Source organism: Brucella sp. H1_1004 (genome assembly GCF_047308065.1).
In the GTDB taxonomy this organism is placed as follows: Bacteria; Pseudomonadota; Alphaproteobacteria; order Rhizobiales; family Rhizobiaceae; genus Brucella; species Brucella pseudogrignonensis_B.
The window spans coordinates 2,277,516-2,301,851 of the sequence record NZ_JAYKZA010000002.1; the positions used below are offsets into that span (position 1 = coordinate 2,277,516).

Genomic DNA, 24,336 nt, shown 5'->3' on the forward strand with positions numbered 1-24,336 from the left:
AATGCGCATTTTTCTGTTTGGAGCTGGTTATTCTGCGAGAGCCTTTTCCCGCCTGATGACCGGAGAGGCAGAGCGCATCGACGGCACCACGCGCAACGAACAGAATTTCCCACTTCTCGAAAAATTTGGCATCGCGCCGATCATTTTCGACGGTGATACCGCGTCTCCCGAATTGATCGACCGTCTCGCAAAATCAACGCATGTGGTTATTTCAATTTCACCGCGTGACAATGTTGATCCATCGCTTGCAATCGTTGAAGAAGCGCTGCGTCGCCCCGGTAATACTATTCGCTGGATCGGCTATCTTTCAACGGTCGGCGTCTATGGCAATTTCGATGGCAACTGGATTGACGAGACAGCACAGCGCCAGCCCGGTTCGCAACGTTCGCTTGAACGCGTTGAAGCAGAAGATGCATGGGAAGCGCTGAGTGAACGCCACGGCACGCCGGTTGCTCTTTTGCGCCTGTCAGGAATTTACGGCCCCGGCCGCAATGCTTTCGTCAACCTTGAACGGGGCACCGCACGCCGCGTTATCAAGGAAGATCAGGTCTTCAATCGTATCCATGTCGACGATATTGCCGGATCATTGCGCTTTCTTGCAGGCACCAATACCGGCGGCGCATTCAACATCACCGACAATGAACCAGCACCTCCACAAGATGTCGTGACCTATGCGGCCGAGCTGATGGGCGTTGTTCCGCCGCCGGAAGTTCCGTTTAACGAAGCTGAGATGAGCCCGATGGCGCGCTCATTCTACGGCGAAAACAAACGGGTCTCCAACCAGCGTATCAAAGCGTTGGGCTATGAATTTATATATCCCGATTACAAAGCAGCCTTTACTAAAATGTGGCAAGACGACAATTGGCGTTAAGGTGTATCGCGTAAAAGTGCGACCTAATTTTTGCTAACGACACGCACAAAATAAGTGATTAATTGCCGTTTTTATCAACGCGAAGCATAATTCACGCTATCCGTTCGTATGATTCGAGCAATATTTATTTGGAAACTGCCCATGGCTAAGAGATCTCTCTCCAAATTCTGGTCGCGTTTCGTCCTTGCAACCTGCCTTACGGCAATGATTGCGCCGGAATTCGCTGCGCAAGCTTTTGCGCAGGATGCACCCGCCAAACAGGCATTCGGTAGCAAAAAACTTCCCGTGGTAGCGCAAGAGCCGCAATCCATTGGATTCTATGCCAAGGGTTGTCTGTCCGGTGGCGTTGCGCTCCCGATTGATGGTCCAAACTGGCAGGTTATGCGCTTATCGCGCAACCGCAATTGGGGCCACCCGCGCACAATTGGGCTTCTGGAAAAGCTTTCCCGCGACGCCGCAAAAGACGGCTGGTCGGGGCTTCTGGTTGGTGATATTTCGCAGCCGCGTGGTGGTCCGATGTTGACAGGCCATGCCTCGCATCAGATCGGACTTGATGCCGACATCTGGCTGACGCCGATGCCAAAAAAGCGCTTTACAGATGCCGAACGCGAAAGCGTGTCTGCCGTATCGATGCTTAAAAATGATTCACTTTATGTCGATCCAAAAAAATGGACGCCAGCACGCACGGCACTCATCAAACATGCGGCCAGCTACCCGGAGGTTGAGCGTATCTTCGTTCATCCGGGCATCAAGAAACAGCTTTGCGATACAGTGACAGGCGATAGAAAGTGGCTTGGAAAAGTGCGCCCATATTGGGGTCATTTCTATCATTTCCACGTGAGGCTGCATTGCCAGCCAGGATCACCGGATTGCACGCCGCAGCCGAAAGTCACAGGCGGCGATGGCTGCGATAAGTCGCTTGCATGGTGGTTCACGGACGAGCCGTGGAAGCCAGCAAAGCCATCCAAAGAGCCACCCAAAAAGCCAAAGCCGGTGATGGTTTCAGACCTCCCAAAGGCTTGCGCTGCGGTGCTGAACGGTCCCTCGCCCGATTCTATCGCAGATGTGATCTATAATGCCAATTAAAGCATACAATAGAAAACAAGCTTTTCACTGGCTTATGGCTTCGCTATAGCTTTCAAACGATTTAACTTAGAGCACATCCCGAAAGTGGGGAGCCAATTTCGGATCAAGATGTGCGTAAAAAACGTATGACAAGGTTATCATTCTCATGTCCGAACGTCTGCGCATTGCACTGATTGCCCATGATCTGAAGAAGGACGAGATGGTTGCTTTCGCACGCAGCCACGAAAAAGCTTTGGCGCACTACGATATTGTGGCGACTGGCACCACAGGCGGACTTATTCAGGAGGCCTGTCCTTCACTCAATATTCTGCGTGTTAAAAGCGGTCCATTGGGTGGTGATCAGCAAATCGGCGCAATGATTGCAGAAGGCACTGTGCAGGCATTGTTCTTCTTCATTGACCCGCTTTCACCACTCCCACATGACGTGGACGTGAAGGCGTTGACCCGCCTTGGCAGCGTCTATGACATTCCAATGGCACTGAACCCCGCAACGGCAGACAAACTTATAGAAGTGCTGGATTAATCCGTCACTCCGGTATCGCCCGCAAATAATAAGAATAAACGAGACAGCAAGGCACATGATGATGAACGCTGACCAGAGTTTTAAGTTTCCCGTCCTCGTCGGCGACATCGGTGGCACCAATGCGCGCTTCGCATTGCTTGTTGATTCTCATGCAGAGCCAAAAGAATTTCCGGTCGTTCAAACGGCTGATTACGCAACGATTGATGATGCAATAGAGCAAACAGTGCTCAACCACACATCCATTCGCCCACGCTCAGCAATTCTTGCGGTTGCAGGTCCGGTCGACGGCGACGAAATTGACCTCACCAATTGCGATTGGGTTGTTCGCCCAAAGCAGATGATTGCCAATCTGGGCTTTGAAGACGTCACGGTTCTCAATGATTTTGAGGCACAAGCGCTCGCCGTAGTCTCAATTGATAAAGACTATTTGCATCAGATCGGCGGCAATGACGAAGAGATCGTTGCCACGCGCGTTGTTCTGGGCCCGGGCACAGGCTTAGGCGTTGCCGGGCTTGTGCGTACCAGCAAGGCATGGGTACCAGTCCCCGGCGAAGGCGGTCATATCGATATTGGCCCACGCAGCGCGCGCGATTATGAAGTATTCCCGCATATCGAGACGATTGAAGGCCGCGTTGCAGCAGAACAGATCCTGTGTGGACGCGGCTTGCGCAATCTTTATCTGGCTATCTGTGCTGCCGACAAAGTAACGCCGGTTCTTGATACGCCGCCGGAGATTACCGCAGCTGGCCTTAATCGCAGCAATGCACAGGCTGTCGAAACGCTGGAACTTTTCGTAACCTATCTGGGACGCATTGCTGGCGATCTGGCGCTCGTTTTCAAAGCGCATGGCGGCGTCTATCTTTCTGGCGGCATTCCACAGCGCATTTTATCTGCGCTGCAAGCCGGATCGTTCCGCGCAGCCTTTGAAGACAAGGCACCACACAGCCATTTTATGCGCGAAATTCCGGTACGCGTCGTGGTCCACCCGCTCGCAGCTTTGAGCGGATTATCCGCATTTGCCCGCGCGCCGACGCGGTTTGAAGTCGCCACCAAAGGCCGTCGCTGGCGCGTTGACTGATGGGGCTTTTATTCTCAGGCATGGTCAAGCCACAAAGATAACGCTATAGAAGCGCTGCAAACAGACACCTATTGCGGCCTTTGGCTGCCAGATAAAAAGCACTTTGCCCGTGAGCTTATTCAAAAAGAAAAAGAAGAAGATCGACCCAAGCGAGGCCACGCGCGTCATTCGCCGCATGATGTCGGAGAATGTGCATCAGTATAAAACGAGCTACGCGATTGCAATTTGCGCATCTCTGATCGTGGGTGGCTCAAACGCTGCTCTGGCTTATATGATGAAGCCGATGATCGACAAGATTTTCTATGAACAGCAAATCGGTCTCATCTGGATTATCTGCGGCGCGATCCTCAGCATTTTCATCATGCGTGGTCTGTCGAGCTATATTCAGGCGGTCGAGCTTGCGAAGATCGGCAACAATCTGGTCGCCCGTTATCAAAAGCGCATTTTCGACCATCTGATGAAGCTCGGTCTGGATTTTTATAATGATACGCGCTCTGGCCATCTGGCCGCGCAAATCAACCAGAACGTCAACGGCATCCGTGACCTTCTGAATATGACCATAACCTCGATCGCGCGCGATTTCGTGTCGCTGATCGGTCTCGTCGGCATGATGTTTTATACCGACCCATATATGTCAGCAGCGGTCTTCCTGATTGGACCACCACTGGTTCTGGCAGTCGCATATATTTCACGCCGCATCCGCACCGTTACCCGTGATCTGGTGCATCTGAATTCGCATCTGCTCGGTGCGATGCAGGAATCTGTTCAAGGCATCGCCATTGTGAAAGCATTCACGATGGAAGACCAGCTTCGTGGCAAAATCGACCTGCTTATTGATCAGACCGAAAACCGCAGCAACAAAATTGCCCGTGTTTCAGAGCGCACCACCCCTATTTCAGAAATTCTTGCTGGCATCGCGATTGCGGGCGTGTTGGCCTATAGCGGCTATAATGCAATTCTGAACCAGCAGCCTCCCGGCTCGATGTTCGCGTTCATCACAGCCCTGCTTCTGGCATATGACCCTGCACGCCGCCTGGCACGTCTGCAAGTTGGCCTTGAACGCGCACTCGTCAATGCGCGCATGATATATGAAGTGCTGGATATCGAGCCCAATCAGGGTGATGCACCAGACGCAACAGAACTAAAGGCTGGTACAGGCGAGATCGACTTCCAGAACGTGCATTTTGCTTATGCAAATAAAGTGCCTGTTCTGCACGGCATAAGCTTTACCGCAAAAGCCGGTGAGACCACCGCTATCGTTGGCGCATCGGGTGCTGGTAAATCAACACTTATCAATCTTGTGCAGCGTTTCTACGATGTCACGGATGGGAAAATTCTGTTCGACGGACAGGATATTGCCAAAGTCACGAAACACTCGCTGCGCCATTCCGTCGCCTATGTCTCGCAGCAGCCTTACCTGTTTGAAGGCACGATTGCCGATAACATTCGCTACGGACGCCCGGACGCGACACAGAACGATATTATCGAAGCAGCCAAGCTTGCCAACGCGCATGAGTTCATTTTGCAACAACCACAGGGCTATGACACGCCCGTTGGTGAAAACGGCGTAACGCTTTCAGGCGGTCAGCGTCAGCGCGTGTCGATTGCCCGTGCAATTGTGCGCAATGCGCCGGTTCTGCTGCTCGATGAAGCAACCTCGGCACTCGATAACGAGTCTGAAAAGCGCGTTCAGCAGGCGCTCGATCACATCATGCATGACCGCACGACCATCGTGATCGCGCATCGACTTTCCACAGTCGTTAACGCAGATCGTATCGTCGTCATGGAAGCAGGCCACGTTGTTGAAGAAGGTCGCCATGGCGATCTGATTAAAATCCCCAACGGGGTCTATGCCCGTTTCTATGAACTGCAGAGCGGTAAAGACGAATTGCTTATCGGGAACAATGGCACGGAGGAAAAGTCCATTGGCTGAGAATGCTGAAATCGGATTGGTGGTTGTTGGCGCGAATGGCCGTATGGGACAAGCGCTTATCCGCGCTATCCATGCTATTGATGGGGCTCGCCTCGCGGGTGCCATTGCGCGTCCCGGCTCGCCATTTCTGGGCAAAGACGCTGGCGAAGTCGCAGGTGTCGGCAATTTCGGTGTCGCAATCACCGATGACCCACTGCCCGTTTTTGCAAAAGCGCAGGGTGTTCTTGATTTTACCACGCCCGCCACAAGCGTTGACTATGCGGGCCTCGCGGCTCAGGCGCGCATCGCGCATGTCATTGGCACAACGGGCTTTTCGAACGATGACAACGAAAAGCTTCTGGCGGCAGCCCGCCACGCAACAATCGTCAAATCCGGCAATATGAGCCTTGGTGTCAATCTTCTGTCTGGCCTCGTGAAAAAGGCTGCTCAAGCCCTTGGCCCTGAAGACTTCGACATTGAAATTCTCGAAATGCACCACAAGCACAAGGTCGATGCGCCATCGGGCACAGCGCTTCTGCTTGGTGAAGCCGCAGCCCTCGGCCGTGCAATCAATCTTGAGCAGAACAGCGTGCGTGTGCGCGATGGGCATACCGGCCCGCGTGAGCAAGGCACTATCGGCTTTGCAACATTGCGCGGCGGTTCTGTCATTGGCGACCATGACGTCATTCTGGCTGGCGAAGGCGAGCGCATCACGCTCTCCCATCATGCGCAGGATCGTTCAATCTTTGCCCGTGGCGCTGTGAAGGCAGCGCTTTGGGCGCATGGCAAAAAGCCCGGTCTTTATTCCATGCTCGATGTTCTTGGACTTAACGACTAACTTATTTTATCCCAACGGAGTGCTGCGATGTCTCGTACCCTCGTCCTGGTCCGCCACGGCCAAAGCGAATGGAACCTCAAGAACCTGTTTACCGGCTGGCGCGATCCGGGCCTGACCGAACAGGGCCATGCCGAAGCCAAGGCTGCCGGCCAGCGTTTGAAGGCCGCTGGCCTCAAATTTGACCTCGCATACACTTCGGGCCTTTCGCGCGCGCAGGTCACGTGCCAGCACATCCTCGACGAACTCGGCCAGTCCGATCTTGAAACTATCCGCGATCAGGCTTTGAACGAACGCGACTATGGCGATCTGTCCGGTCTCAACAAGGACGATGCGCGCGAAAAATGGGGCGAAGAGCAGGTTCACATCTGGCGCCGTTCATACGACGTCCCTCCTCCGGGTGGCGAAAGCCTGAAAGACACTGGCGCGCGCGTCTGGCCTTATTACCTGCACACCATCCAGCCACACGTTCTGCGTGGCGAAACCATTCTGGTTGCGGCACACGGCAACTCACTGCGCGCGCTCATCATGGCGCTTGATGGCCTGACACCGGAAGAAATTCTCAAGCAAGAACTCAATACCGGCGTGCCGATCATCTACAAGCTGAATGCCGATTCGACTGTCGCTTCCAAGGAAGTGCTTTCTGCATAAGGTTTTTTCGGGCGCGGAAGCTCTAACGCTCCGCGCCCGATCTGCGTTTTCCTGCCTTTTTGATTGCTTCAATCCGCAATGTGAAAAAAAGCTGATAGAAGTATGAAATCACGATTGACAGAAGCAGGCTGACCCCTTAGATCGGTCCTCGTCGCCCAGATGGCGGAATTGGTAGACGCACCAGCTTCAGGTGCTGGCGCTCGCAAGGGCGTGGAGGTTCGAGTCCTCTTCTGGGCACCATTTCCAAGTCTTCGGACCACTACCAAGGTCTAGAAGCACCCCAAAAAGGTCCGCGCAAGCGGACTTTTTTGTTACCTAAATCTTCCCGCGGCTGACCTTCAAAACACATAAGCGTGAGCTGAAACGCTCAGTTCAAAAATGAAACCAAAAATCAACAGTTGGCCAATAGAGCGGTCTGATAAATTCAGGCAAATTAAGGAAATGAAGCATGAAGAAGCGGATATTCTCACTCATCGCAATCGCAGCAATCGCTTTGGCCACAGCGGGATGCCAGACGACCGAATATAAGCCTCGCAACTGGGGCGAAGGCAAATCGGAATCGCAAGGCGCTCCAAGCGCAGGTCCGTCGCACATGGCTTAAAAAGCCTAATACAGTAAAAACAAAAAAGGCCGGCAAATTGCCCGGCCTTTTTTCTTTGTCGACAGTGCTGGTACATCCGCAGTCACCGCAACAGCTATGTCCTCATAGTGAAAGCGAATGGTTAATAAAACGTTAACCCGCCAAGCTTTCCTGCATCGCAAAGCTTTGGGCCTTGCCACATGCAACAACTCCGCGCATCCTGCCTGAAAGTGATTGCAAATTGAGGACGAAATCAGATGGCGCAGCCTACCTATGATCTTGAGTTTGGCGAGATAATTCGCTGGCTCAAAGAACATGGCCTCATTTTGCAATCCGATCTGGAAGGAAATAGCGAGCTCTCGACGCGAGCGGAACGTATGGGTCGCAAACGTCGACGTGGGGCAGAGAAGAAAAGCGAGCCGTAAGCCACACAAAAGGCCTCAGAAAAACAAGGGAAATGGCCTGACAAAAGCAATGGGGAGCGAAATGCGACACAAGAAGCTGTTCAATTTTGAGCATCATGCTGTGTTTTTCAAACTGTTTTTCATCTGTGCTGCCTGTGCGATTTTCAGCAGTCTTCTAGGCCAGAATGATGATTCCACTTTCTGGCGCTGGCTTTATTATCTCACGAAACCAACCGCAACATTGCTGTTGATCTGCGCTATTCTGGCAGCCCCGCGCCTGATCACGAAAAGCTACGGATTCACGATTTCTTTTGGTCTTTTGTTTGCAGCGGCAGGAGACTTTTTTCTGATGCTGCCCGGCGATTATTTTCTTGCAGGCCTAATCTGCTTTTTGATTACCCATTGCATCTATATCTATGGACTGTCTCGCAATACCAAATTCGCTGATAAAAAGCCTATCTTTGTAATCTTTGTCATTTTTGCAATTATGATTATCGCGGGCCTGTGGACCAGCTTACCAAATGCGATGAAAATCCCGGTTGTTATCTATGCGATTGCGCTGGGAGTTATGGCGGCTCAGGCTTTCAGCCGCGCAATATCCATGCCGCCCGAAACCACACAGCGCTACAGCGCATGGCTTGCAGCCGCGGGAGGTCTTTTCTTCATGGCAAGCGACACTTTGCTAGCCTTTAACCGTTTTTACACGCCAATCCCATTGGCTGGCCTTTGGGTACTCAGCACATATTATGCAGCACAATTCCTCTTTGCCCGATCAACCGAGAACTTTGCCTATGAGCGCTGATACCAAGCTTCGCCCGACCTTTCAGCGCTTAAGGCAAAGCTGGCTCGACGACCGCCCCTCCTATGAGCAGCGTGTCGATGATCTGCGTCTTTTGCGTAAGCTGCTGCACGAACGCCTTGAGGATATGGCAAAAGCGATCAATGCCGATTTTGGCAATCGTTCCATTCATGAAACATTGCTGGGCGAAGCCAGTGTCGTTTTCGCAGAAATCGACCACACTTTGCATCATCTTAAACGCTGGATGAAGCCGCAGCGCCGCAAGGCTGGTTGGAAGCTTTGGCCCGCGAAGGCAGAACTGCGTTTTGTGCCGCTCGGTGTTGTTGGCATTATTTCGCCGTGGAATTATCCGGTCAATTTGGCACTTGCGCCGCTTGTTGCGGCGATCGCCGCCGGAAACCACGTTTTTCTGAAACCTTCGGAACACACACCGAATACATCCGAGTTTCTGCGCAAGCTTATAGCGGATGTTTTCCCAGAGGACAGGGCAACGGTCATTCTGGGTGATGCAGAATTGTCAGCTGCCTTTTCCGCCCTGCCCTTTGATCATCTGTTCTTCACAGGCTCAACAGCTGTGGGGCGCAAGATCATGAAAGCGGCGGCTGAAAATCTCACGCCCGTCACCCTAGAGCTTGGCGGCAAGTCGCCAGCCATCGTCAATGAAAGCACCAATCTCAAACGTGCTGCGGCATCTATTGCGACTGGCAAATATTTCAATTCTGGTCAGACCTGTATTGCGCCCGATTATGTGCTGATCCATCACAGCAAGCGCGATAATTTTGTAGACTTGCTGCGCGCCGAAACACAACAGCGCTATGGCGGCGAAACGGCGCAAGCGGACCGCACCACAATCATTAATGACATGCAGCATTCACGTCTTGTTGGATTGCTTGATGATGCAAAAGACAAAAGCGAAGCCGTCATACCTTTATTGAATGAAGCAGCAATAGAGAGCCGGTCGCGGCTGATGACGCCAACACTTATTCTTGAACCAGCCCCGACCAGCGCGATCATGAATGAGGAAATTTTCGGTCCGCTATTGCCCATCATCAGCTATCGCTCAATTGATGAGGCAATTGCCGTTATATTAAACCATGAGCGGCCATTGGCGCTTTATTGCTTCAGCGATAACTCGGCAGAAATTGAAACTGTGCTTTCGCAAGTCGTGGCCGGTGGCGTCTGCATTAATGACACGCTTTATCACTTTGCCTGTGGCGACCTGCCCTTTGGCGGGGTTGGGCATAGCGGCATGGGGCACTATCACGGGCGCGATGGCTTTTTGACGTTCTCGAAAGCCATGCCAGTTCTAACCAAATATACACCAGCCTCAACGGATTTGATCAAGCCGCCCTATGCTGGCCTGACGGATCGGATCATTCGCTTCATCACAAGATAGAATATAAATACTGTTCAAACTGCAAAATGCCCTATTTAAGAATAACAATACTCTTCAAATCATAATGCGAGGCAGCAGCGCGTGCAGAAGAAGAAAACACCGGGGCGGATTTCTAGCAAAATATTGACTGCAATCCGTAATCGGCCCGGCTTCCGACCCCATCACCCCGATACGCCAGAAGGCGATATTACGATTGCGTCGTATAATGTGCATAAATGCATTGGAGTGGATAAGGTCTTTGATCCGCAGCGTACCGCCGATGTTATCAGTGAGATTGATGCCGATGTGATCGCGCTACAAGAAGCAGACAAACGCTTTGGCGAACGCTCTGGTCTGCTTGATCTCGGTCTTTTGGAAAAGCGCCATGGTCTCGTCCCGGTGCCGATCACGTCAACCATGCCCAAAGGCCATGGCTGGCACGGAAATATATTGCTATTTCGCGAAGGAGTTGTGCGCAATGTTCGCCAGCTTGCACTGCCCGGCGTTGAGCCACGTGGGGCGCTTGTCGCGGACTTGCAGTTTTCCTCTGGTCCTTTGCGCGTCATCGCCGCCCATCTGGGGCTTTTGAAACGCTCGCGTCAACAACAGGCCGAAAGCATCCTTTCTGCCTTGGAAGAAGCCGACACGCTGCCAACCTTGCTGATTGGCGATCTTAACGAATGGCGCATCGGCAAGCGTTCCTCGCTGGCTTCACTCATGCCAACCTTCAACCATGTCGCGACCGCAGTGCCGAGTTTTCCGTCACGCTTTCCGATCTTCGCGCTGGATCGCGTTCTCGGCACACCGCATAATCTGGTAACAGCTGTCGAAGTGCACAACACGCCGCTCGCGCGTATGGCGTCCGATCATTTACCGATTAAGGCCCATCTTGATCTCAAAACGGCTTCGAAGCTTTTGGAAGAGTTCAATCCATCGCTGCTGACAAGTAATTCCACTGTAGAAAACTAAAGATAAGGCGTTCCAAGCCAGATAATCCGGTCAATCAGCCGCTCATGGAATGGGCGATTTTTAAGCCGTGTGAGATTGACTTCACGACTTGTTTCGATTGCCTTGCCGATGCGTTCTTCCACCTGCAGGGCCACGTCACGATCAAGAATTTCAAGATCAATCTCGAAGTTCAGTCGAAGCGAACGCGCATCCAGATTCGATGAGCCGACATAAGACCATGCCCCATCGATAGTCATCAGCTTCGAGTGATTAAACGCTCCTCCGGCACGCCAAATGCGGCAACCGCCTTTGAGCAATTGATCGAACTGCGCGCGCATGGCGCGATCCACCAACTTAAGATTGTTGACACCCGGAATAACCAAGTCGACTGAAACACCACGCCGTGCGGCTGTGACTAGGGCACTGATAAATTCACGGTCCGGAAGCAGATAAGGCGACATGATCAGGATATGCTCCTGTGCAATTGAAAACGCGCCCATCATCATACGGTGGTTGGTCTCGATATTCTTATCCGGCCCCGAACCAACCACACGGATGAGCTTACCCGTTCCTGGCGGGTCATTGGGTGCAACGATGCTCCACGCATCCCCCGCCAAAAGCTCGCCCGTTGCAAAGCGCCAGTCTTCAGACGCCACATGAAACAGATCGGCAACTGCTGGGCCTTCGATATGAAAATGCGTGTCGAAAGCCACCTCGTCACCCGCAATGGCCTTCACAAAAGCGCCGCGAATGTTCATACCGCCGGTAAAAGCGAGCTTGCCATCAACGATCAGGATCTTTCGGTGTGTGCGCAAATTGGCATAGGGCAAGCGCAGACCCATGATGATATTACCGTTGAAGACATCAACAATAATACCTTTTTCCTTCAACAAGCCGACAATGCTCGGAATGGAATAACGTGCACCCACTGCATCGACCAGCACGCGCACTTCAACGCCACGCTTAACTGCTGCTTCCAGAGCATCGGCAAATTTCTGCCCAATCGCATCGCGATCAAAAATATAGGTTTCGAGCATAATGCTGCGTTCAGCCTTCGCAATGGCTTCCAGCATTTGATCATAGGCTTCGTCGCCCGTTTGCAGCATTTGTATATTGTTGCCGCTGGTAAAATCATAAAGGCTGACAGTGTCGCCGAGAATTTTCATCGCGCCGAACTGTCGGCCAAAAGCTGCGCGCACCCGGTCATTGGTGGTATCGAAATGAGACAGATGATACAGAGCTATATTGCCGAGATTTTCGCGTTGATGCTCGAGCGTATTTCGTCTGATGCGGTTAACACCAGCCAGACCATAAACCACTGCTCCAACAATAGGCGACAGCACGATGATACCGACCCAGCCAAGCGCCGTGCGGACTTCATCTTTCGTCATAGTGGCGTGAATGGCAGCGATTGCACCAAGAATGATCGACAAGACTGCGAGGATATGCGGCCAATAATGTGAAAGAATATCAAACATGAACCGACCTTATCCTCAAACGCACTGCGACAGCCTAGTATGGCGAACCCGAAACTCGTATCACTTTCAAGCAATTCTCGGAGCGAATTTCGGATTCTAAGCCATACGAGTAAAATTTTGAATCTAGTGTGGTTTACGGATTTGAAGTTCCTAAACGCGAATGCAACACAAATGATAGGGACTTCAAGCCCACCACACTAGAGATATAGTGGAAAGCCCGATCCGCCAACACTCATTTACCAAATAAACCAAACTTATAGAGTTCGCTGGTCAAATCTGCGATCTACTTTATATTAGCTGCGGGACTTGCAATCAGAGGGACATCTCATGGCAACAACGCAAAGTAATTTTAACCGGTCTAATCTTCCGACAGAAGTCACAACGAAATGGGGCTGGTTCGTCGCTCTTGGCGTAGCGCTACTGATTCTGGGTGGCATTGCGTTCGGCAATCTTGTGCTCGCTACCGTGGTTTCAGTTTACTATGTCGGTATCATGATGCTGGTCGCAGGCATCATCGAAATCATTCACGCATTCGGCGTTAAAACATGGGGCGGTTTCTTCTTCTGGCTACTGAGCGGCCTGCTTTATGCAGCTGCGGGTATTGTCGCATTCACCAATCCATTTCTTGCCGCCAGCGTCTTTACTATCTTTTTGGCAGCAGCGCTGATTGGTGCGGGCGTTTTCCGTATCTGGCTTGGTTTCCATTCAAAACCGGCGGCTGGCTGGGGCTGGATCGTTGCGGCTGGTGTTATCACCGCTCTCGCCGGTCTCGTTATTGCCATGCAGTGGCCTGTCAACAGCCTGTTCATTCTCGGCCTATTTCTTGCCATCGATCTGATCTTCCAAGGCTGGTCGTTCATTGCCTTCGGCCTTGGAATCAAGCGCTGATACAGGCTCTCAAGCGACACTAAGCGGCGTTCACACGCCGCTTTTTTCATTTCAACTCGACCTTTTGCCCAATGACTGCTAGATGCAGCGCAACATCTTCGCGGCGCGCGTTTTGCGCAGCCCAACCTTTCGCAATTACGAGTTTCTTTTATGTCCGCTCAAGACCATCCAGTTTCAAAGCGCCGCACCTTCGCGATCATCGCGCACCCTGACGCCGGTAAAACCACACTCACAGAAAAGCTGCTGCTGTTCGGTGGCGCTATTCAGCTGGCCGGGGAAGTGAAGGCCAAGAAAGATCGCATCCAGACACGTTCCGACTGGATGAACATCGAACGCGATCGCGGTATCTCCGTCGTCACTTCCGTGATGACGTTTGAATATAAGGATTGCATCTTCAACCTGCTCGATACACCGGGCCACGAAGACTTTGCGGACGATACCTATCGCACGCTGACAGCCGTGGATTCTGCCGTCATGGTTATCGACGCCGCGAAAGGTATTGAGCCACGCACACTGAAGCTCTTTGAAGTTTGCCGTATGCGCGATATTCCAATCGTGACCTTCGTCAACAAGATGGACCGCGAAGCTCGCGACCCGCTCGAAATTCTTGATGAGATCGAAGAAAAGCTGGCGCTTGATACTGCCCCGATCACCTGGCCAATCGGCTCAGGCAAAAGCTTTGCTGGCACCTATGATCTGCGCAACAACACTGTGCGCCAGAAGGATTCGGAAGAAAAGCCCACCAAAGTGAGCGGCCCCGAAGAAGCAGCAAAGCTTCTGCCAGAAAACGAACGTCAGGCATGGATCGACAGTCTGGAACTGGCGCAGGGCGTCTGCCGCCCGTTTGACCTCGCATCTTTCCGCGAAGGCCATATGACACCAGTTTATTTCGGCTCGGCACTCAAAAACTACGGCGTGCGCGATCTGATCGAAGCCTTCTGTGATTTTGGCCCAAGCCCACGCGACCAGCAGGCGGACAGCCGCATGGTCGGTGCGACCGAAGACAAAATGACTGGCTTCGTGTTCAAGATTCAGGCCAATATGGACCCGAACCACCGCGACCGTATTGCCTTCCTGCGCGTCTGCTCAGGCACACTGTCGCGCGGCATGAAGGCAAAGTTGGTCCGCACCGGCAAGCCAATGAGCTTGTCTGCACCACAGTTCTTCTTTGCGCGTTCTCGTCAGATTGCCGATGAAGCTTTTGCGGGTGACGTCGTCGGTATCCCGAACCATGGTACATTGCGAATTGGCGACACGCTGACCGAGGGCGAAGACATTCTGTTCCGTGGCGTGCCAAACTTCGCGCCGGAAATCCTGCGCCGCGTCCGTCTTGATGATGCAATGAAGGCCAAAAAGCTGCGCGAAGCGCTTCAACAGATGGCAGAAGAAGGCGTCGTACAGCTCTTCGTGCCGGATGATGGTTCTCCAGCGATTGTCGGCGTTGTCGGCGCTCTCCAGATCGACGTTCTGACTGAACGCCTCAAGATCGAATATTCACTGCCGGTCGGCTTTGAAATGTCACGCTTCTCGATTTGCCGCTGGATTTCAGCAGATGATCCGGCTGAACTCGACCGCTTCATTGCCTCGCATCGCGCCGACATCGCGCATGATCTTGATAATGATCCGGTATTTCTCGCGCAAAACGGCTTCTCGCTCAACTACGAAGCCGAGCGTTGGAAGGCGATCCGCTTTGCCACGATCAAAGACTATCAGGTTCGCGACAAGGCCTGATCAATTCATCCATCCGCAGATGCGTCAGCTTCTGCGGGTTTCGGATGAGATAGACTGTACGGATCAATCCGTCTTCGATCTCTATCGCAGCCACTTGCGGCAGGCCATCAGCCTCAAGACTCATATGGCCGGGCAAGCCATCAAACAGCGCAAAATGATTGACGGCAGGCACCTTGCCGAAAGCCTTTCGAGCGATCCCTTCATAAAGCCGCATAATCTTTTCGCGCCCGTATATCGGGTTGAGCGCAGCATTGCGGATACCACCACCGTCGGAATACATCACAACATCTTCCGCCAGAAGGCCTTTCAACGCCGTCATATCCCCGCTTCGGGATGCCTGAAAGAAAGCTTCTGCAATCGTGCGTCCACGATCCTCAGGCACGTTGAAACGCGACTTCTCCTGTCGAACATGGCTGCGCGCGCGGCTCGCCAGTTGACGACAGGCTACAGCATCGCGACCAAGCACACGCCCAACCTCGTCAAAGCCCATATCGAACACGTCATGCAAAAGAAATGCCGCCCGCTCCAGCGGCGACAGGCGATCAAGCGCCAGCATCAATGTAAAAGTGATGTCATCGCTGCGATCTTCATCAGTCTCGACGAGCGGTTCAGGCAACCATGTACCGGGATAGGTCTCGCGCCGCACACGGGCAGATTTCAGATGGTCGAGCGCAAGCCGGCTGACCACGCGCGTAAGCCATGCCTTCGGCTCGCGGATAATCTCCCGATCCGCAGCACTCCAGCGCAACCATGCATCCTGCACAATGTCTTCAGCCTCAGAATGCGTGCCCACCATTCGATAGGCAATGCGGATGAGCCGAGGCCGCAAGGCCTCGAAAACACCCGCATCATTGATATTTGGCTCAAGCGGCAGCTGCATCGGTTTTAACCGGATGAACGAGACGCAGGCCGACCGCAATGCGGTTCCATGCATTGATGGTGGTAATCAGCATAGTCAAATTGACGATCTCTTCATCTGAGAAATGCGCTTTCAAAGCATCAAAATCCTTATCCGGTGCGCCCGTCTGTGCCACGAGTGTCAGCGCCTCGGTCCAGCCAAGTGCCGCCCGCTCCCGCGCGGTATAAAGCGGTGATTCACGCCATGCAGCAACCAGATAGAGACGCTCTTCGGTTTCGCCAGCCTTCCGCGCATCAGCCGTATGCATATAGATGCAATAGGCGCAGCCATTGATCTGCGAAGCGCGGATTTTCACCAGCTCATAAAGGCTATATTCAAGCCCTGATGCAGCAACACGCTTTTCCAGCTCCACCATTGCCTGCATGATCTGCGGTGCGAAAGTGTAAGGGGCAAGTCTTTGTTCCATGATCTCTTCTCCTTGATATCGATCCATAATGGTCGCTCATCAACAGGACGAGATAGCTGCACCGGAATGTGACATGCCCGCTTAGAAAATTCAGCTTTTTATTGCGAGAAGAACGCTCGCAATTTTTTCTGCAAGCTTTTCAGCAACTTGCTCCTTGCTCATTTCCGGCCATTCTTCGATGCCAGAATGACTTAAGATACGCACACGATTGCGATCGCCGCCCATCACATCGCCAGACACATCATTGGCAACGATCCAGTCGGCACCTTTCTTGTCGAGCTTGCGAGTAGCATTGGCGAGGACGTCCTGTGTTTCCGCGGCAAAGCCTATTACAAGGCCGGGACGCTTCTCACTATGCCCAACACCGGCCAGAATATCCGGATTTTCAACCATACTGAGCGTTGGTGCACCCTCGCCCGGTTGCTTCTTGATCTTCTGATCCGCTGCATTGGCTGTGCGCCAGTCGGCAACGGCAGCAACCATCACAGCTGCATCAGCCGGAAGGCGGCTTTCGACCGCCGCCTGCATTTCCCGCGCGGTTTCAACATGGATGACATTGACCCGCTCAGGATCGGGGATGGTGACCGGACCGGAAACCAGATGCACCGTTGCGCCCAGTCGTGCCAAGGCTCCGGCAATCGCATGACCCTGTTTGCCCGATGAACGATTGGCAATATAGCGCACCGGGTCAATCGGCTCGTGCGTCGGCCCGGATGTCATGACGATCACTTTACCCACAAGCGGCTTTGCCTGTGGTGTGAGCAAGCTTTCAATGGCTGCAACAATTGCGAGCGGTTCACTCATGCGGCCTGTGCCCGCCTCTCCACTTTCCGCCATCTCACCCTTTTCAGGGCCAATGAAATGTACACCATCTTTTTCAAGTGTCACACGATTGCGCTTGGTTGCCGGATTATCCCACATGGCAGGATTCATTGCAGGCGCAAGCAACACCGGAATTTTGCGTGCCAGAAGCACGGCACTCGCCAAATCATCAGCAATTCCATTGGCCATTTTAGCCATAAGGCCAGCAGTCGCGGGTGCAACCACAATCAGATCAGCATCACGTGCAAGGCGAATGTGGCCAACATCCTGCTCGTCTTCGCGTGAGAAAAGATCGGTAAACACATGATCGGCAGCGACCGCACCAATAGTCAGCGGTGTTACGAATTCCTGAGCTGCCGCCGTCATCAGCGGACGCACATGCGCGCCACGCTCACGCAGACGCCGGATAAGATCCGGTGCTTTGTAAGCTGCAATCCCGCCGCTGATGATGAGAAGAATACGCTTATCGCGCAATGAACCGGAAACAGGCGACGAGGCAACGGCTACCGACGTTGCCTCTTCAAACCCGCCAAGTAGATGCCGCGCTTCTTCTTCCATCGAACGCCCGTTTTGAGCGGCACGCACACGCAGCCGTTCTTTGGCTGCGTCATCAAGATTGCGAATGGTAATACTGGCCATTTGATTGCACCGTATGTTTTCTGGTGCAATCAATGAAATCACTATCCCATTAGATAATCAACTAAATGTTGAGTTAAAGCTCGATATACAGTTTAATTGCAATCGCAGCCAGTGATATTGCAATCACGATCTGTGCGATGCGGCCCCAACGCGTATGGCGCGCTTCCGCCCTGCCAATGGCTTCCGCTGTCTCTGCATCAAAATGCAAACCCTTGACGGCCATCGCATCCATTGCAGCCGTGGCACGATCCATTCGTGCAACCATTTCAGGCGTTTTACGGGCGAAATGTAGCAGCGCATAAGCACTATCTTTTGCATCAAGCAACATGCCCTGCGGTCCGAGATTCTTGCGAATCCAGCCGCCGACAACCGGCTCTGCAGCTTTCCACATGTTGAAATGCGGATCGAGCGTGCGCGAAACACCTTCCACCACCACCATGGTCTTCTGAAGCATCAAAAGCTCAGGCCGCGTTTCCATGTCAAACAGCTCGGTTACTTCAAACAGCAGCGTCAGCAACTTTGCCATCGAAATGGTTTCGGCTGGCTGACCGTGGATTGGTTCGCCAATGGCGCGGATTGCCTGTGCGAAGCTCGCCACGTCATGCGTGTGCGGCACGTAACCGGCTTCAAAATGTACTTCCGCCACACGCAAATAATCACGCTTAATGAAGCCATAGAGAATTTCTGCCAGAAAGCGGCGCTGATCTTTGTTAAGCCGCCCGGTAATGCCGAAATCAACGGCAACAATGACGCCCTGCGGATCAACAAACAGATTGCCCGGATGCATATCGGCATGGAAAAATCCGTCGCGCAGCGTATGGCGCAGGAACGACTGGATCAGCGTTTCGGAAAGCTTTTTGAGATCAAAGCCTGCCGCTCTCAAGCCATCAATGTCCGACATTTTAATGCCGTCGATCCATTCAAGCGTCAGAACATCGCGGCCCGTGCGTTCCCAGTCCACGTTAGGAACGCGGAAGCCTTCATCGTCCTTGATATTTTCTGCAATCTCGGACAGTGCTGCCGCTTCGAGCCGCAGATCCATTTCGATACGCGTGGTCTGATGCAGCGTTTCCACCATCTCAACCGGACGCAAGCGCCGCGTAAAGGGTATATGCCGCTCCTGCATGCGAGCGACCATGAAGAAGCTTTCAAGATCACGTGCAAAACGCTGGCGTACGCCGGGGCGAATAACCTTCACCGCAACCTTATGTGGCGCGCCGTCTTTCATTACATAGGCTGGATGCACCTGCGCCATGGATGCGGCAGCAATTGGTGCGTCAAAGCTCACATAGAGATCATCGATCTTACGGCCAAGGGAATTTTCGACTGCTGAAACCGCTTCTGCCTGCGGAAAAAAATCAAGCCTATCCTGCAAAAGCTCCAGATCAGCGGCAACATCCTTGCCGACAATATCAGGTCGCGTGGCCAGAAACTGACCCAGCTTCACATAGGACGGCCCAAGCTTGTTCATCGCCCGCGAAATGCGTTCCGAGCGCGGCGCGTCTTTCGCACGTTTGCGCGCCAGAAGCTTCGCAGCCTTATGTCCTAACGCTGGCAATCCAGCCGCATCATCCACAGGCAGTGAACTCAGCACGCCTTCACGTGCCATGATCCAGCCAGCACGCATCAATCTCAAAGCCGCAGAAATATTGCTCATACTGATCTCAGAGCTTCCAGCCAGAATGAAGGGCTGCAATACCGCCGGTAAAATTGCGATAGCTCACACGCTCGAAACCCGCCTCGCGGATCATGCGCGCAAAATCTTCCTGCTTGGGGAATTTACGGATCGATTCCACAAGATAGCTGTAAGAATCAGCATCCCCCGTGATCATCTTTCCGATCTGAGGAATGGCGTTAAACGACCACTGATCATAAATCTTATCAAGCAATGGCATTTCGACCTCAGAGAATTCAAGGCACAGGAAGCGACCGCCTGGCTTCAACACGCGATAGGCTTCGGACAGCGCCTTGTCGATATGCGGTACATTACGGATACCGAATGAAATCGTGTAGGCATCAAAGCTTGCATCTTCAAAGGGCAGTTCTTCTGCACTCGCTTCAACAAATTCGAGATTGTCAGCCAAGCCCTTCTTAATCGCACGTTCACGACCGACGCCCAGCATCGAGCCGTTAATGTCGAGAATGGTGACATGCGCCTGACGGTTAGAGGCCTCAACAATACGGAAAGCAATATCGCCGGTTCCGCCAGCCACATCGAGAGATTTGAAGCCCGGACGCTTGGATGGCGCCAGCCAGCCGATCATCGCATCCTTCCAGACACGATGCAGGCCACCCGACATCAGATCATTCATCACATCATAACGCTTGGCGACTTTATGGAAAACCTCGTTGACCAGCCCCTGCTTTTCGCTTTCATCGACCGATTTGAAGCCGAATGAATGCTCCATGCCACCTTGTGCGCCCACGCGGTCTGCATTGCCGTTGTGCTGGCTCATAACTATCCTGCCGGTTCATGTGCGAAACGAAGCCGATCTCCGTTTTCCGTTTGCCTGATGCATATAAAGCTTGTACCGGACGATACAAGCACAGACCGCAAGCCGATACCCCTTTTGTGATCTCCACTTGCGCATCTGTGCAAAATGTTCAAAGAAATAGAAAACTGTGCGTGCGCGCCTGCCACGCGTTTTCTCCGGCTTAATTAGCCGTTACAGTCGATAAAGATAACAAGAAAAGTGGAAACAACATGGGCGTTAATGTCGTCAGCCATCCGCTTGTCCAGCACAAGCTCACCATTATGCGCAAGCGCGAAACTTCGACGGCCAGTTTCCGGCGTTTGCTGAAAGAAATATCGCTGCTGCTTTGCTATGAAGTGACACGCGATCTCGAATTGACCACCATGCATATCGAAACACCGATGATGCCAATGGAAGCGCCGACGCTTGAAGGCAAGAAGCTGGTTTTCGCTTCGATCCTGCGTGCGGGCAATGGACTTCTAGAAGGTATGCTGGATCTGGTGCCAGCAGCGCGCGTGGCACATATCGGTCTTTATCGCGATCACGATACGCTTCAGCCAATCGAATATTATTTCAAGGCTCCGGAAGATATCGTCAACCGCCTGATTATCGTTGTTGATCCTATGCTGGCCACCGGCCATTCGGCCATTGCGGCCATCGACAAGCTGAAGGAACGCGGCGCGACCAATATTAAGTTCCTGTGCCTGCTGGCAGCCCCGGAAGGCATTGAGCGCTTCACTGCGGCTCATCCAGATGTTGATGTCTTTACCGCCTCTATCGATGATAGCCTTGATGAAAAAGGCTATATTGTTCCGGGTCTCGGTGATGCCGGCGACCGCATGTATGGCACGAAGTAAGCTTCAAATCCTACGATAAGCCTTATATCAATCCGCGCTGACCACTCGATAATTGCTATTGAGCGGACAGTGCGGATTTTTTATCTTCTGATGATCAGCAGAAACGGAATAGTCCTATGTCCACGGATAACCGCCTGACAGAACTTGAAATTCGAGTCGCAGAGCAGGAAAAGACGATTGATGAGCTTTCATCTGCGCTTGCAGAGCAGTGGAAAACGATTGATCACCTCAACAAAAAACTGTCCGCGCTGACAGACCGCTTTCTGACACTGGAAGAACAGACGGCACCTGAAATCCCTGTCACCAAGCCTCCACACTGGTAATGCAATGATCGAAATCATAGAGCTAACGGACCGCCCCAACCTTGCAGCCACTTGCGCCAAATGGAACCATGCCGAATGGGGACAGGCGGCAGGCGCAACCGAAGAACAAATCGTCCATGCTCTGAATGAGCTGATCAACGCCACCGATGGTCAGGCCGTGCGTGCAGCGCTCTGGAATGGTGAACTGGCAGGCTTTGTTCTGCTCATTCACAATGATCTCGAAAGCCACCCGCACCTCAAGCCATGGGTTGCAAGCCTGCTCGTTGCACCGGAGTTTCGTGGGCGCGGTGTTGCCAAGGCGCTCATGACAGCGATTGAAACGGCAACTCATGAGCTCGGTTATAGCGAAGTCTATCTCTACACCGACAAGCCAGACTTTTACAGGAAAATCGGCTGGAGCGACTTTGAAGAACTGACCGGCGATGATGAAGCCATGCTGATCCTAAATAAGAAAATCGCGCGGGGCTAACCGCGCGATTTTTTTGCTTCTTATGATGCAGCCGGTATCGGGCAGCTCACGCCCGTTCCGCGCAGGCCGCAATAGCCATTCGGATTCTTAGCCAGATATTGCTGGTGATAATCTTCCGCATAATAGAACGTCGGAGCATCAGCAATTTCCGTGGTGATCGGTCCGAGACCACGCGACGTCAGGGCGGCCTGATAAGCATCCCTGCTCTTTTCAACCACTTCACGATCCGCAGCATCAAATGTATAAATCACCGAACGATAAGCCGTGCCGATATCATTGCCCTGTCGCATACCCTGTGTCGGGTCATGCTCCTCCCAGAAAAGGGTCAGCAATTCGTCAAGGCTCACCACCTTCGGATCATAGACGACCAAAACCACTTCGGCATGACCGGTCAGGCCGGTGCATGTTTCTTCATAAGTCGGGTTCGGCGTAATGCCGCCTGCATAGCCAACCGCAGTGACATAAACGCCCGGCACCTGCCAGAACAGCCGCTCTGCACCCCAGAAACAGCCCATACCGAATATGATTTTTTTCATGCCTTCCGGCCATGGCGCTTTGAGCGGCTTGCCCGATACATAATGCGAAGCCGCCGTCGGGAGTGCCGCAGCACGACCCGGTAAGGCGTCCTGATGCGAAGGCATCTCAACCTTCTTACGATAGCTGTCTAGGAAACTCATTCAACACCTCCTGAAGAGCGCAGAATATGCGCATGATGCGCAACGCTCTTTGACAAACCGATCATTATAGTCTTCTGCGACCGATCCTGACGATCGATGCTAGCGGGCGCTGAAACTACCAAAGCGTTTTTCACGACGATGACCAACCAAATAGAACAAGAATGCGAGAACGCCAAAAATCAGCCAGCCCGGTTGATCAAGCACAGGAACAAGCACCCCGTCCCAAGCGACTACGCCTATATAGTGCGTCACCAACGTTTCTGCATCCCCCAGGAGTTCCGGCGCACCAACAGCCCACATCTCCAGCAGTGGCTTCACCACGATTTCTTGGGCGCCAACTGAGCGTGCGCCATCCAAAACGGCAAAAATAACCGCCAGCGCCAGACATACCACCGCGAGACCACGCAATACAAAACGAAACACGGTTTTCTATCCTCAAGTCTACAGGCCAATATTAAGCGCGAAAATCCACGTTATTCATCGTCGAATATCATTTCAATTCGCAGGCGCAGCCTAACACGAGCCGAACAGAGCGCGCAGCCTAAACCTGAGACCAACTTACCCATAAAAATATCTTTTAAAAACAGCACCTTAATTACAAACGAAAAACTTTCGCACAGCCAAACACAAATTAACGCAAAAACTGACAAATAGCAGTTGATCATATGTGTATTCTGGCTATATTGCGCGCCGCAGCACCTGTTTTGGCAACTAACCAATGCCTGATTTGAACGGTGTCGTGTTTGCGAAAGTTCTTACCGCGCCTGCGGATTTCAAGACAGCAAATGAGTGGAGAGGTGGCCGAGTGGTTGAAGGCGCACGCCTGGAAAGTGTGTATACGGGGAACCGTATCGCGGGTTCGAATCCCGCTCTCTCCGCCAGATAATTCAATCAAGATACTTACTCAGACATATCAGCAATATTGCTGCGCACGCCCATTTGTATGCCTAAGCAATTTATTTTTTCCGTGCCTTCGATTTGGTCTGAAAATGACAAACCTTCACCCGATCTCCATTATTACCCTTACGCCCGACGCATCCCTCATTACCGGGATTTCCTTTGTAAAAATAAATCTCAGCGCGTCTTTTACTGTTGAATGTTTGGTTAGAAAAATTATGTCCGCCGACACGGACATTTTTACCAAACCGGACTTCAGCTCCGGCCACGGTCCCAAACGATGCTGCAAGCATAATTGCAAAAGCAAATATCCAATGCTTCATTATACGGCCTTTTTTGGTTTCAGGCTTCACAGATTGTCACATTAAAACTACTCGCGTAAATCATCATACAGCGATCTTGCGAAACGCTAAAAAGAATCATTCGATAAAGCCCTCGCCCGCGCTAAGTAGATAGAGGCTGAAAGGGCAAGGAACAGCGTCCCAAGACCGATAGGCCCCTAAGGGCCATCTACAGTCAAGTGGCTCCTGCTTTTTCAAGCCCGGTCTTACAGATTTTATTACTGAGCGTCCAGCAGCTCTACGGGACGCTGCACGGCGAACTGGGCACAATTCTCAATTGGACAGAGCGGCAAGCAATTGGAAAGTCTGCAAAAACAGCAAAACCCGCAGCGGGTGCTACGGGTTTGTCGTTA

General features: G+C 52.5%; 26 protein-coding genes and 2 tRNA genes. 19 read left to right on the forward strand and 9 right to left on the reverse strand.

Annotation, left to right across the window (positions count from 1 at the left end; all coding sequences use genetic code 11):
• Position 1 precedes the first annotated feature (1 nt).
• The 13 genes from U2P60_RS18420 to U2P60_RS18480 all read left to right on the forward strand — a co-directional run bounded on the left by U2P60_RS18420 (position 2) and on the right by U2P60_RS18480 (position 11,083).
• On the forward strand, positions 2-871 hold the full coding sequence (locus U2P60_RS18420) for an SDR family oxidoreductase (protein WP_413573677.1): 870 nt from the start codon (positions 2-4) through the stop codon (positions 869-871).
• A gap of 141 nt (positions 872-1,012) precedes the next feature.
• Positions 1,013-1,957 (forward strand): penicillin-insensitive murein endopeptidase, encoded by a 945-nt coding sequence (mepA, locus tag U2P60_RS18425; RefSeq protein ID WP_413573678.1) that lies wholly within the window; start codon positions 1,013-1,015, stop codon positions 1,955-1,957.
• Positions 1,958-2,102: 145 nt separating this feature from the next.
• The gene (locus tag U2P60_RS18430) at positions 2,103-2,480 is read left to right on the forward strand and encodes a methylglyoxal synthase (protein WP_413573680.1); all 378 of its coding nucleotides are present in this window, start codon (positions 2,103-2,105) and stop codon (positions 2,478-2,480) included.
• A gap of 58 nt (positions 2,481-2,538) precedes the next feature.
• Positions 2,539-3,558, forward strand: a complete 1,020-nt coding sequence (locus U2P60_RS18435; protein WP_413573870.1) for a glucokinase — start codon at positions 2,539-2,541, stop codon at positions 3,556-3,558.
• A gap of 109 nt (positions 3,559-3,667) precedes the next feature.
• The gene (locus U2P60_RS18440) at positions 3,668-5,491 is read left to right on the forward strand and encodes an ABC transporter ATP-binding protein (protein WP_413573682.1); all 1,824 of its coding nucleotides are present in this window, start codon (positions 3,668-3,670) and stop codon (positions 5,489-5,491) included.
• Entirely contained in the window at positions 5,463-6,308 is an 846-nt protein-coding gene (dapB, locus tag U2P60_RS18445; protein ID WP_413573684.1) for a 4-hydroxy-tetrahydrodipicolinate reductase, read from the forward strand. Before U2P60_RS18440 ends, dapB begins: the two co-directional genes overlap by 29 nt.
• A gap of 27 nt (positions 6,309-6,335) precedes the next feature.
• Entirely contained in the window at positions 6,336-6,956 is a 621-nt protein-coding gene (locus U2P60_RS18450) for a 2,3-bisphosphoglycerate-dependent phosphoglycerate mutase (RefSeq protein ID WP_064321000.1), read from the forward strand.
• A gap of 153 nt (positions 6,957-7,109) precedes the next feature.
• Positions 7,110-7,196 (forward strand) — tRNA-Leu (locus U2P60_RS18455).
• 208 nt (positions 7,197-7,404) lie between these two features.
• On the forward strand, positions 7,405-7,557 hold the full coding sequence (locus U2P60_RS18460; RefSeq protein ID WP_413573686.1) for a hypothetical protein: 153 nt from the start codon (positions 7,405-7,407) through the stop codon (positions 7,555-7,557).
• A gap of 236 nt (positions 7,558-7,793) precedes the next feature.
• Positions 7,794-7,961: a hypothetical protein gene (locus U2P60_RS18465; RefSeq protein WP_413573687.1), complete on the forward strand. Its 168-nt coding sequence runs from the start codon at positions 7,794-7,796 to the stop codon at positions 7,959-7,961.
• A 61-nt stretch (positions 7,962-8,022) separates the two neighbouring features.
• A complete protein-coding gene (locus tag U2P60_RS18470; RefSeq protein ID WP_413573689.1) occupies positions 8,023-8,742 on the forward strand; it encodes a lysoplasmalogenase in 720 nt (239 codons plus the stop codon).
• Positions 8,732-10,135, forward strand: a complete 1,404-nt coding sequence (locus U2P60_RS18475; RefSeq protein WP_413573691.1) for a coniferyl aldehyde dehydrogenase — start codon at positions 8,732-8,734, stop codon at positions 10,133-10,135. Before U2P60_RS18470 ends, U2P60_RS18475 begins: the two co-directional genes overlap by 11 nt.
• An 81-nt stretch (positions 10,136-10,216) precedes the next feature.
• Positions 10,217-11,083, forward strand: coding sequence for an endonuclease/exonuclease/phosphatase family protein (locus U2P60_RS18480; RefSeq protein ID WP_313827071.1), 867 nt, complete (start codon positions 10,217-10,219; stop codon positions 11,081-11,083).
• Here the strand turns inward: U2P60_RS18480 and cls are convergent.
• Positions 11,080-12,540 carry a cardiolipin synthase gene (gene cls / locus U2P60_RS18485; protein WP_413573693.1) on the reverse strand — a complete coding sequence of 487 codons (1,461 nt, stop codon included), beginning with the start codon at positions 12,538-12,540 and terminating at the stop codon, positions 11,080-11,082. The genes U2P60_RS18480 and cls overlap by 4 nt on opposite strands.
• Before the next feature lie 327 nt (positions 12,541-12,867).
• Here cls and U2P60_RS18490 point away from each other — a divergent pair, with 327 nt between their 5' ends.
• Both U2P60_RS18490 and U2P60_RS18495 read left to right on the forward strand, forming a co-directional pair.
• On the forward strand, positions 12,868-13,428 hold the full coding sequence (locus U2P60_RS18490; protein WP_413573694.1) for an HdeD family acid-resistance protein: 561 nt from the start codon (positions 12,868-12,870) through the stop codon (positions 13,426-13,428).
• Positions 13,429-13,578: 150 nt separating this feature from the next.
• Positions 13,579-15,159 (forward strand): peptide chain release factor 3, encoded by a 1,581-nt coding sequence (locus tag U2P60_RS18495; protein ID WP_413573695.1) that lies wholly within the window; start codon positions 13,579-13,581, stop codon positions 15,157-15,159.
• Here U2P60_RS18495 and U2P60_RS18500 read toward each other — a convergent pair.
• From U2P60_RS18500 to ubiE, 5 genes are all read right to left on the reverse strand, one after another.
• Positions 15,128-16,039 (reverse strand): sigma-70 family RNA polymerase sigma factor, encoded by a 912-nt coding sequence (locus tag U2P60_RS18500; RefSeq protein WP_413573697.1) that lies wholly within the window; start codon positions 16,037-16,039, stop codon positions 15,128-15,130. The genes U2P60_RS18495 and U2P60_RS18500 overlap by 32 nt on opposite strands.
• The gene (locus U2P60_RS18505; protein ID WP_313827077.1) at positions 16,023-16,484 is read right to left on the reverse strand and encodes a carboxymuconolactone decarboxylase family protein; all 462 of its coding nucleotides are present in this window, start codon (positions 16,482-16,484) and stop codon (positions 16,023-16,025) included. Before U2P60_RS18505 ends, U2P60_RS18500 begins: the two co-directional genes overlap by 17 nt.
• Positions 16,485-16,574: 90 nt before the next feature.
• Positions 16,575-17,945 (reverse strand): bifunctional phosphopantothenoylcysteine decarboxylase/phosphopantothenate--cysteine ligase CoaBC, encoded by a 1,371-nt coding sequence (gene coaBC, locus U2P60_RS18510; protein WP_413573699.1) that lies wholly within the window; start codon positions 17,943-17,945, stop codon positions 16,575-16,577.
• Positions 17,946-18,018: 73 nt separating this feature from the next.
• Entirely contained in the window at positions 18,019-19,602 is a 1,584-nt protein-coding gene (ubiB, locus tag U2P60_RS18515) for a 2-polyprenylphenol 6-hydroxylase (protein WP_413573701.1), read from the reverse strand.
• Between the two features lie 7 nt (positions 19,603-19,609).
• Positions 19,610-20,401, reverse strand: coding sequence for a bifunctional demethylmenaquinone methyltransferase/2-methoxy-6-polyprenyl-1,4-benzoquinol methylase UbiE (gene ubiE / locus U2P60_RS18520; RefSeq protein ID WP_413573702.1), 792 nt, complete (start codon positions 20,399-20,401; stop codon positions 19,610-19,612).
• Positions 20,402-20,649: 248 nt separating this feature from the next.
• Here ubiE and upp point away from each other — a divergent pair, with 248 nt between their 5' ends.
• The 3 genes from upp (at position 20,650) to U2P60_RS18535 (ending at position 22,068) form a co-directional block, all read left to right on the forward strand.
• Positions 20,650-21,276 carry a uracil phosphoribosyltransferase gene (upp, locus tag U2P60_RS18525; RefSeq protein WP_310010992.1) on the forward strand — a complete coding sequence of 209 codons (627 nt, stop codon included), beginning with the start codon at positions 20,650-20,652 and terminating at the stop codon, positions 21,274-21,276.
• A gap of 116 nt (positions 21,277-21,392) precedes the next feature.
• Positions 21,393-21,599 (forward strand): SlyX family protein, encoded by a 207-nt coding sequence (locus tag U2P60_RS18530; RefSeq protein ID WP_313827084.1) that lies wholly within the window; start codon positions 21,393-21,395, stop codon positions 21,597-21,599.
• A 4-nt stretch (positions 21,600-21,603) separates the two neighbouring features.
• Positions 21,604-22,068, forward strand: coding sequence for a GNAT family N-acetyltransferase (locus U2P60_RS18535; protein ID WP_313827085.1), 465 nt, complete (start codon positions 21,604-21,606; stop codon positions 22,066-22,068).
• Positions 22,069-22,088: 20 nt separating this feature from the next.
• On the opposite strand, the gene msrA is transcribed toward U2P60_RS18535, so the two are convergent.
• Entirely contained in the window at positions 22,089-22,745 is a 657-nt protein-coding gene (msrA, locus tag U2P60_RS18540; protein ID WP_413573703.1) for a peptide-methionine (S)-S-oxide reductase MsrA, read from the reverse strand.
• A 99-nt stretch (positions 22,746-22,844) separates the two neighbouring features.
• A complete protein-coding gene (locus U2P60_RS18545; RefSeq protein WP_413573705.1) occupies positions 22,845-23,168 on the reverse strand; it encodes a hypothetical protein in 324 nt (107 codons plus the stop codon).
• Between the two features lie 368 nt (positions 23,169-23,536).
• Between U2P60_RS18545 and U2P60_RS18550 the strand changes: the two genes are divergently transcribed.
• Positions 23,537-23,626: transfer RNA gene (locus tag U2P60_RS18550), tRNA-Ser, on the forward strand.
• A gap of 75 nt (positions 23,627-23,701) precedes the next feature.
• On the opposite strand, the gene U2P60_RS18555 is transcribed toward U2P60_RS18550, so the two are convergent.
• The gene (locus U2P60_RS18555) at positions 23,702-23,995 is read right to left on the reverse strand and encodes a hypothetical protein (protein WP_413573707.1); all 294 of its coding nucleotides are present in this window, start codon (positions 23,993-23,995) and stop codon (positions 23,702-23,704) included.
• Between the last annotated feature and the right edge of the window lie 341 nt (positions 23,996-24,336).

What these genes read in the sequence shown, in the direction of transcription:
- mepA (WP_413573678.1), top strand. Translation starts at nt 1,013, where the DNA reads ATGGCTAAGAGATCTCTCTCCAAATTCTGGTCGCGTTTCGTCCTTGCA.
- dapB (WP_413573684.1), top strand. Translation starts at nt 5,463, where the DNA reads ATGGCACGGAGGAAAAGTCCATTGGCTGAGAATGCTGAAATCGGATTG.
- U2P60_RS18535 (WP_313827085.1), top strand. Translation starts at nt 21,604, where the DNA reads ATGATCGAAATCATAGAGCTAACGGACCGCCCCAACCTTGCAGCCACT.
- coaBC (WP_413573699.1), bottom strand. Translation starts at nt 17,945, where the DNA reads ATGGCCAGTATTACCATTCGCAATCTTGATGACGCAGCCAAAGAACGG.
- U2P60_RS18490 (WP_413573694.1), top strand. Translation starts at nt 12,868, where the DNA reads ATGGCAACAACGCAAAGTAATTTTAACCGGTCTAATCTTCCGACAGAA.
- U2P60_RS18450 (WP_064321000.1), top strand. Translation starts at nt 6,336, where the DNA reads ATGTCTCGTACCCTCGTCCTGGTCCGCCACGGCCAAAGCGAATGGAAC.
- U2P60_RS18530 (WP_313827084.1), top strand. Translation starts at nt 21,393, where the DNA reads ATGTCCACGGATAACCGCCTGACAGAACTTGAAATTCGAGTCGCAGAG.
- ubiB (WP_413573701.1), bottom strand. Translation starts at nt 19,602, where the DNA reads ATGAGCAATATTTCTGCGGCTTTGAGATTGATGCGTGCTGGCTGGATC.
- U2P60_RS18500 (WP_413573697.1), bottom strand. Translation starts at nt 16,039, where the DNA reads ATGCAGCTGCCGCTTGAGCCAAATATCAATGATGCGGGTGTTTTCGAG.
- ubiE (WP_413573702.1), bottom strand. Translation starts at nt 20,401, where the DNA reads ATGAGCCAGCACAACGGCAATGCAGACCGCGTGGGCGCACAAGGTGGC.
- U2P60_RS18435 (WP_413573870.1), top strand. Translation starts at nt 2,539, where the DNA reads ATGATGAACGCTGACCAGAGTTTTAAGTTTCCCGTCCTCGTCGGCGAC.
- upp (WP_310010992.1), top strand. Translation starts at nt 20,650, where the DNA reads ATGGGCGTTAATGTCGTCAGCCATCCGCTTGTCCAGCACAAGCTCACC.
- U2P60_RS18465 (WP_413573687.1), top strand. Translation starts at nt 7,794, where the DNA reads ATGGCGCAGCCTACCTATGATCTTGAGTTTGGCGAGATAATTCGCTGG.
- U2P60_RS18505 (WP_313827077.1), bottom strand. Translation starts at nt 16,484, where the DNA reads ATGGAACAAAGACTTGCCCCTTACACTTTCGCACCGCAGATCATGCAG.
- cls (WP_413573693.1), bottom strand. Translation starts at nt 12,540, where the DNA reads ATGTTTGATATTCTTTCACATTATTGGCCGCATATCCTCGCAGTCTTG.
- U2P60_RS18430 (WP_413573680.1), top strand. Translation starts at nt 2,103, where the DNA reads ATGTCCGAACGTCTGCGCATTGCACTGATTGCCCATGATCTGAAGAAG.
- U2P60_RS18420 (WP_413573677.1), top strand. Translation starts at nt 2, where the DNA reads ATGCGCATTTTTCTGTTTGGAGCTGGTTATTCTGCGAGAGCCTTTTCC.
- U2P60_RS18475 (WP_413573691.1), top strand. Translation starts at nt 8,732, where the DNA reads ATGAGCGCTGATACCAAGCTTCGCCCGACCTTTCAGCGCTTAAGGCAA.
- U2P60_RS18470 (WP_413573689.1), top strand. Translation starts at nt 8,023, where the DNA reads ATGCGACACAAGAAGCTGTTCAATTTTGAGCATCATGCTGTGTTTTTC.
- U2P60_RS18460 (WP_413573686.1), top strand. Translation starts at nt 7,405, where the DNA reads ATGAAGAAGCGGATATTCTCACTCATCGCAATCGCAGCAATCGCTTTG.
- msrA (WP_413573703.1), bottom strand. Translation starts at nt 22,745, where the DNA reads ATGAGTTTCCTAGACAGCTATCGTAAGAAGGTTGAGATGCCTTCGCAT.
- U2P60_RS18495 (WP_413573695.1), top strand. Translation starts at nt 13,579, where the DNA reads ATGTCCGCTCAAGACCATCCAGTTTCAAAGCGCCGCACCTTCGCGATC.